The organism is Roseburia sp. OM03-7AC, from assembly GCF_003462625.1.
GTDB classification, from domain to species: domain Bacteria; phylum Bacillota; class Clostridia; order Lachnospirales; family Lachnospiraceae; genus Roseburia_C; species Roseburia_C amylophila.
Map to the genome: position 1 here is coordinate 54,120 of NZ_QTZJ01000009.1, position 6,838 is coordinate 60,957.

General features: G+C 41.1%; 5 protein-coding genes, 3 tRNA genes and 1 pseudogene. 4 read left to right on the forward strand and 5 right to left on the reverse strand.

Features of this window, described 5'->3' with window-relative positions; genetic code table 11:
- Window positions 1-6: 6 nt before the first annotated feature.
- Together DXB39_RS12895 and DXB39_RS12900 are read right to left on the reverse strand one after the other, a co-directional pair.
- Complete coding sequence (locus DXB39_RS12895; RefSeq protein ID WP_117842180.1) at window positions 7-1,713, reverse strand: adenine deaminase C-terminal domain-containing protein; 1,707 nt, start codon at window positions 1,711-1,713, stop codon at window positions 7-9.
- Window positions 1,697-2,263 (reverse strand): phosphoribosyltransferase family protein, encoded by a 567-nt coding sequence (locus DXB39_RS12900; protein WP_022242521.1) that lies wholly within the window; start codon window positions 2,261-2,263, stop codon window positions 1,697-1,699. Before DXB39_RS12900 ends, DXB39_RS12895 begins: the two co-directional genes overlap by 17 nt.
- 674 nt (window positions 2,264-2,937) lie before the next feature.
- On the opposite strand from DXB39_RS12900, the gene DXB39_RS12905 reads away from it, so the two are divergent.
- Entirely contained in the window at window positions 2,938-3,816 is an 879-nt protein-coding gene (locus DXB39_RS12905) for a LysR family transcriptional regulator (protein ID WP_117842179.1), read from the forward strand.
- Between the two features lie 87 nt (window positions 3,817-3,903).
- Here DXB39_RS12905 and DXB39_RS12910 read toward each other — a convergent pair.
- A tRNA-Cys gene (locus DXB39_RS12910) sits at window positions 3,904-3,974 on the reverse strand.
- Between the two features lie 69 nt (window positions 3,975-4,043).
- Window positions 4,044-4,115 (reverse strand) — tRNA-Glu (locus tag DXB39_RS12915).
- Between the two features lie 246 nt (window positions 4,116-4,361).
- On the opposite strand from DXB39_RS12915, the gene DXB39_RS12920 reads away from it, so the two are divergent.
- From DXB39_RS12920 to DXB39_RS15340, 3 genes and pseudogenes are all read left to right on the forward strand, one after another.
- Window positions 4,362-5,255, forward strand: coding sequence for an ABC transporter ATP-binding protein (locus DXB39_RS12920; RefSeq protein WP_117842178.1), 894 nt, complete (start codon window positions 4,362-4,364; stop codon window positions 5,253-5,255).
- A 1-nt stretch (window position 5,256) separates the two neighbouring features.
- Window positions 5,257-6,051, forward strand: a complete 795-nt coding sequence (locus DXB39_RS12925) for an ABC transporter permease (RefSeq protein ID WP_117842177.1) — start codon at window positions 5,257-5,259, stop codon at window positions 6,049-6,051.
- 282 nt (window positions 6,052-6,333) lie between these two features.
- A pseudogene (locus tag DXB39_RS15340) lies at window positions 6,334-6,495 on the forward strand (IS91 family transposase); the annotation flags it as partial.
- A 126-nt stretch (window positions 6,496-6,621) separates the two neighbouring features.
- On the opposite strand, the gene DXB39_RS12935 reads toward DXB39_RS15340, so the two are convergent.
- A tRNA-Asn gene (locus DXB39_RS12935) sits at window positions 6,622-6,694 on the reverse strand.
- Window positions 6,695-6,838 lie beyond the last annotated feature (144 nt).

Consider the following 6,838-nt stretch of genomic DNA (forward strand, 5'->3'; position numbering starts at 1 on the left):
TTTTATCTAAACCAGTTCACAAACTGGAATAAATCGATTATTTATAATATCCAATAATCCCCGGTTGGTAATTGCCATCTCCGGAATGACGGCAAGGGAAATCTGAAGACTCATAGTGAGGATTGGATTCTTAAGAATACAGCCATGTTCCCACAAATCAGCTAAAAGTCTATCTGTTTCCTCTACAAATACATCCATTGGCTTCTGACTTAAAATGCCAAGTACCGGAAGCCCCACAAATTGTTTCTCTTCTCCATCCCTTACATAAGAAAGACCACCCTGTTTTGCAATGACCTGATTAAATGCCATCGTCATATCCGAAAGAGAAGTTCCAAATGCAATCAGATTCTGGGTATCCTGTCCTACCGAACCGGCAAATGCTCCCTGCAGTGCTCCTGCCTGGCTGATGATGCCGATTCCGATGGAACCATCTTTCCGGTAACGGTCTACTACTGCACAATACATTAAGTCATCCTCTAAAATGAGTGCACCGTTCTTTACCGGAAGCTTTCTCTCTTCGTGAATTGTCTCTAAGGTTCCGTCCACGATTTTTACAATATTGACTTTTACTTCGCCATCTATGCAGCCTTCCGGCAATGGAATCGTAAGTTCTCCTTCTTTTAAATCATCCCGCTTTATGGAATGGATCACTTCTTTCGGATAATCCATTCGCGGATAAGAAGCCTTTGCAATTTCTCCGTTTACAATAACATCCTGCACCTTAAAGTCTGTTAAATCCTTCACAAGTATCATATCTGCACGATATCCCTCTGCAATGACACCTCTGTCCTTTAATCCATAGGCTGCTGCCGGATAAACCGTAGCAAGCTTGATTGCCTGAAGCGGCTCCACACCTTCTTCCACAATCTGCGCCAGTGCATAGTTCATATGTCCATGCTCTGCCATATCTTTCGCTGTAATACAGCCATCGGTAGAAAGTAAAATATGGTCGCTGTCTCCTGCTTTATCTAAGAATTCTTTTGCACTTGCGGGCTCTTTTAAGGAGCCACGGCGGATAATGACATACATTCCTTTCCTGAATTTTTCTAACATTTCCTCCACCGTTACACTCTCATGGTCGGAGCTTACGCCTGCTGCAATATAGGTATCTAAGTCAGCTCCCAATACACCCGGCGCATGTCCGTCTATTTTTAAACCTTTTTCTTTTCCATAATCTAAGATTTCTTTTAAAGAAGCTTCCTTTGCAATGACCCGGTTATAATCCATTGCTTCTGCAATTCCATACATGCCATATTCTTCCACCATCACTTTGACATCGGAAAGCATCACCTGTCCATAACAGTCTTCATATCCCGGTGCTGACGGAACACAGGGAGATGCCATCCAGACCGGTGTAAGATCTGTCTCCTTCATCTCTTCCATCAGATATTTTGCACCTTTATGTCCTAAGACATTTACTGCATCATGAGGGTCTAAGACTGCTGCTGTGGTTCCGTTTTGTATCAGTGCCTCTGCAAAAGATGCACTGCTTAACATGCTAAGCTCCACATGGGTATGGGCGTCAATTAATCCCGGCAGGGCAGTAAGCCCTTCCCCATTGATTACCGTAAGATGCTCCTTTTCTTCTATTTCACCGGCATCAATATGCTCTGCAATTTTCTCAAAACGACCATTTCTGATATAAATATCCCCGGTTTTTATCTCATCTTCCAACACATCTGCAATCGCAACATTCTTAATCAACAGGCTCATAGGATTCTTTTCCTTTCTGAAACAATGGTAGTTTCTGTAAAAATGTGATATCTGTCCGCTCTGCCGCTTTTCCCTCTGCCAGAATTGCAAGCCTGCTGCAAACCTCTCCTCCGGCTTTCTGCACCAGACGCTCTGCCGCAGCCAGGGATTCTCCTTTTGAAATCACATCATCCACAATTGCAACTTTCTTTCCCTTTAACTTCTCTGCATCCGTTTCATCCAGAAAAATGTCCTGATTTCCTTCTGTTGTAATGGAATGCACCGCATCCTGGATAAATGATTTCACATAGGACTTCACACTTTTCCGGACTACCACAAATTCCTTCATATGAAGCTGCTTTGAAATTTCGTACGCCAGGGCAATTCCTTTTGCTTCAATAGTCAGGATAATTTCTGCTCCATTGGCAAATGCCGCCAGTTCCTTACCTGCTTTCTCAATCAGCTCTGTATCACTGATTACCACAAAACTTGCATACGCTGTTCCATCTGACAGTTTAACAAAAGGCAGTTCACGTTTCAGACCACATACTTCTAAATCATAATGTTCCATTTTATCTATATCCTCTTATCCATCATTATATATCCGCCGGAAATGTTCTGTCTCCTTCGGATGTATTGTAACTATGAAAAACACGAAAGGTACAACACGTCCCCGTATTGCACCTTTGCTTTACATACATTTGCATTATAATAGAAATCGTATTATAATAAAAATACTATTTTTACTTGGTTTCTATAATATTTTTATTATATTGTGTAGAGGGGAATTGTAAAAATATTTACTTCAATATAATTAGCCGGTTATGCAGGAAGATTATTTTATCTGATATGAAATGTCTGCAAGGGGCACTAAGAATTTCGACCTATAACTGAATAAGCCTGGCAACCGGCGCAAATTCACATCCATGTTCATATGCGCCTCGCTGGCACTTCCCTGTGCCAGCCTTGCCGGATGCCAGACGAAATTTCAAGTGTCCCTAACAGCCCTTAAAATGCATCCGTACTTCGGCGAACCGGGCAGTTATCATGTCAAACATTGGAAAGACTGTTTTGATAACAGAAAGAAAAACATGTGCTTTAGAACTGCGGCATTTCATATCAAAAATAATCTTCCCTGCATACCCGGAACTATATTGGAAATCCTATATTTTTTACAATCCCCCCTACAAACCACATAAATTATATTTTCAAATGATTCCTACAAAACAAAAGAGGTATTTTATTATGACATTAGACTCCTACCGTAACTTTGTAACCATTGTAGATTGCGGCAGTATCGTAGCGGCTGCCAATAAGCTTCTGATTGCACAGCCTTCTTTGAGTAACCAGCTAAAAAATATTGAGAAAACCTATGGTGCGAAGCTTCTTCTCCGGGGAAACCGTTCTTTAGAGCTGACGGATGCAGGAAGAATCTTTTACAAACGTGCCAAAGAGATTTGCATGATGGAAGAGGGCTTACGAAATGAATTGCTGAATCAGAAAGCCGGCTTCTCTGAACTGTTGAAGATTTCGATTCCAGCCGGTAACTCTCCTTATTTTCTCCACAAATTTTTTGATGCCTTTATTGCAAAGCACCCGAAAGTAAATTATGACTTTTATGAGATTCCAAGCGAATTTGTTATTCCGAATGTCTTAAATGGAATTACGGAGATTGGGCTGATTCGCTCTGCCGCACCCGGACATGGTGCGCTTACACTTTATCCATATGAAAGAGAGGATATTGTTGCGCTGTTTCCAAAAGACCATCCCCTGGCTAAAATCAAAGGAAAGCTTTCTGTCCCGGACCTTGCCAACTACCCGCTGGCAATTCCTTTTGACTGTCTGGATATTGTTTATGCTTCTTTTGGACACTATCTTCTTTCGCCAAATGTTTCCATGATTACTTCTCCGAAAACCACTGCCATTGAATGGGCGCGTTCTTTTGGAAGTGTAGCCTTAGTCTCCCTGACGAAAGAGGACATACGTGAAATTAAGGATATGTGCATCAAATATATTTCCGATGAAAATCTTTATATTATGAGTGCTTTTATTATCAGTAAAGACCGGCACCTTTCGAAGATTGCGAAGGAATTTTTGCAGGTGCATGGTATTGAAGTTTCTTAAGGTGCTCGCCAAATCTGCATGCAAGCATGCGATTTTTCTCGCTACTCGCATAAAAAAAAGAGAATCTATAAAAGATTCTCCTGAAAGAGGCGACAACCAGATTCGAACTGGTGATAAGGGTGTTGCAGACCCGTGCCTTACCACTTGGCTATGTCGCCATATTCTGTTGTAACACTTCCAGTATATGCAGTGGCACATTTTTTATGCCTCATATTCCGTTCGTGTAATGACTCCGACGGGAATCGAACCCGTGTTACCGCCGTGAAAGGGCGATGTCTTAACCGCTTGACCACGGAGCCAGATACGTTCCAACGACCGTCAGAACGTGTTTTAGTATACCATAGAGTAGTGGTGATGTAAAGCGTTTTTTAAGAATTATTCGTCATAATTTTGCTGGAGTAATTTTGCTCAAAATTTTGTCTCAAAATTATTCTCTTTAAGGGTACACTTCTTTTCCCTTTCTGTCCATCTTTTAAAATTTTCTTCTTGACATTACTGTCTTAGTGTATTATTGTAGTAATACAAATAAAGAAGGAGATATGTTTATGGAAACAATATTGCAAACAACGAATCTTTCCCGGCAATTCGGTAAGAAGATGGCTGTAAATAATGTAAATATGACCATTCACAAAGGTGATATTTACGGATTCATTGGAAAAAACGGTGCCGGAAAAACAACTTTTATGCGCCTTGTTTTAGGTACTGCTTTCCCTTCCAAAGGAGAAATTAAATTATTCGACGGCGAGCCTTTCGATAAAGCCAGACGCAAAATCGGTTCTTTAATCGAAGCACCTGGACTTTATAAAAACTGTACCGCCTATGAAAACTTAAAGCAGTTTTCCTTAATTTACGGTGGCACCGATGCAGAGATTAAGGAAATCCTTTCTCTGGTTGGGCTTGCTGATACCGGTAATAAAAAAGCCGGCAAATTTTCCCTTGGAATGCGCCAGCGTCTTGGTATTGCCATTGCACTTCTCGGCAATCCGGAGTTCTTAGTCTTAGATGAGCCGGTAAACGGTCTTGACCCTGCCGGAATGAAGGAAGTCCGTGATTTGATTTTAAAGCTGAATCATGAGAAAAATATTACAATTCTCATTTCCAGCCACTTATTAGATGAGCTGTCCAAAATCGTTACCAGATATGGAATTATCAACGACGGTATGCTGATTGAAGAAGTTACTGCTGCAGAATTAAATGAACGCTGCCAGCACAAACTGATTTTTACAGTAGATGATGTGCAGAAAACAGCCGCTATTTTTGCAGAAACTATTCCGGCAGAACAGATTCGCATTGCCGGCAATCAGGTGATTCTCTCCTCACATCTTGAGGAAGCCGCTGAATTAAACAAACGTCTGGTTCAGCAGAACGTTGCGGTAAACGGTTTCTGGGTGCATGCAGAAGGACTTGAACAATACTTTATGAAACGGATAGGTGGTTAATATGGGACAATTATTTAGATTTGAATTTCGAAAATTATTCCGTCAGAAGAGCTTTTACATCTGTGGCTGTGTGTTAATCGGATTAATTCTTCTGACCGCAGTAACATTAAATATGATTTACAGTTTATCACAGGGAAATATGGAAGCTGGCGGCGTAACCGTAAGTGCTTCTGACGATGGATTCCTTTATACCGGCATATATATGCTGGTTGGTGCAGTATCTTCCAGCAACTTTACGATTGTACTGGCTGTATTTCTTTCCCTCTTTGTATGCAGCGACTACACCAATGGCACTTTAAAAAATATCATTGCAAGAGGCTACAGCCGCACCCGCATTTATGCGGTAAAATACATGGTATCCTTAGCTGCCACAACGGTTTATACCATTGTCTGCTGGCTTACCGGATTCCTTGCCGGCACTGCATTCTGGGAAGTTGGAAGCCTTTCCGGTACCACAGGAGATCTGGTTATAACCCTGCTTTTACAGCTTCTTGGTAACTTTGCATATACCTCCCTTTTCTTCCTGATTGCAGTTCTATTTAAGAAAACAGGCGGTTCCATTGCAGTCGGTATCATCGGTCCACTGGTTTTATCCATGATAATCTCACTGGCAGACACCCTGACCCACAAGAAATCCTTTGATTTTGCCGACTACTGGCTGGATAACTGTATGGTTGAGACTGCAACAGACCTTATGGCTTCAAATATGATTACCCGCTGTCTCATTTGCTTCCTTATCTATGCGGTACTGTTCTATGTAATCAGTATCTTCGTAGGAAGACGCAATGAAGTGTAACTATATGAAAAACTCTTTATGAGTTATTCACCATAAGAACTTGCTACCGGCAGCTTCTTACGGATGCTGAGCAGCATAAAAAACTCCCGCAGATATGTCATGATATCATGAGCAAAATCAGTTCATCATATCATGATGTTATCTGTGGGCGTTTTTTTGTGCTATTTTTTAACGCTATTCTTCAGTGATACTTATAGTGCTATTTCTTAACGTTACTTCTAATGCTGCTTTTTAACGCCATTTCTTACACCTATGACAATTTCCATTTTTCATTTGCCCTGTAAGCTTGTTGCCTGTGTTCACCGTCATTGTGTTTTCACTATCCCGGAAGAGCTTCGTGCTTATTTTCTCAAAGACAGATCTCTCTTAGATTGCTTATTCCATCCTGTCCGCGATGTTGTCCTTCGTACGTTTTCTAAAATGAACAAAACGGAAAACTGCACTATTTACCATTCGCTTTTTTGTCATGTCATTTTTTATTTCCAGTTCATTATACATTATTTCTGACGATTTAAGGAATTTCCTATAAATTAAAAAACTCGATAGCAAAATCTGCTATCGAGCAATCAGCTCCCCGAGTAGGACTCGAACCTACGACAGCGCGGTTAACAGCCGCGTGCTCTACCAACTGAGCTATCGAGGATTATTAAGTTAAAGAATGACGTTCGCCTGAAATCAGGTAACGCCATTGTTAAAGGTACATACCTTCAAAACTTCATACAGATTACTTTCCGAGTTGCTTTGGTCAAGCCCTCGACCGATTAGTAACAGTCAGCTCCACACGTTA

Excerpts from the sequence above, each read along its gene's own strand:
- DXB39_RS12905 (WP_117842179.1), top strand. The coding sequence starts at position 2,938 with ATGACATTAGACTCCTACCGTAACTTTGTAACCATTGTAGATTGCGGC.
- DXB39_RS12920 (WP_117842178.1), top strand. The coding sequence starts at position 4,362 with ATGGAAACAATATTGCAAACAACGAATCTTTCCCGGCAATTCGGTAAG.
- DXB39_RS12895 (WP_117842180.1), bottom strand. The coding sequence starts at position 1,713 with ATGAGCCTGTTGATTAAGAATGTTGCGATTGCAGATGTGTTGGAAGAT.
- DXB39_RS12900 (WP_022242521.1), bottom strand. The coding sequence starts at position 2,263 with ATGGAACATTATGATTTAGAAGTATGTGGTCTGAAACGTGAACTGCCT.
- DXB39_RS12925 (WP_117842177.1), top strand. The coding sequence starts at position 5,257 with ATGGGACAATTATTTAGATTTGAATTTCGAAAATTATTCCGTCAGAAG.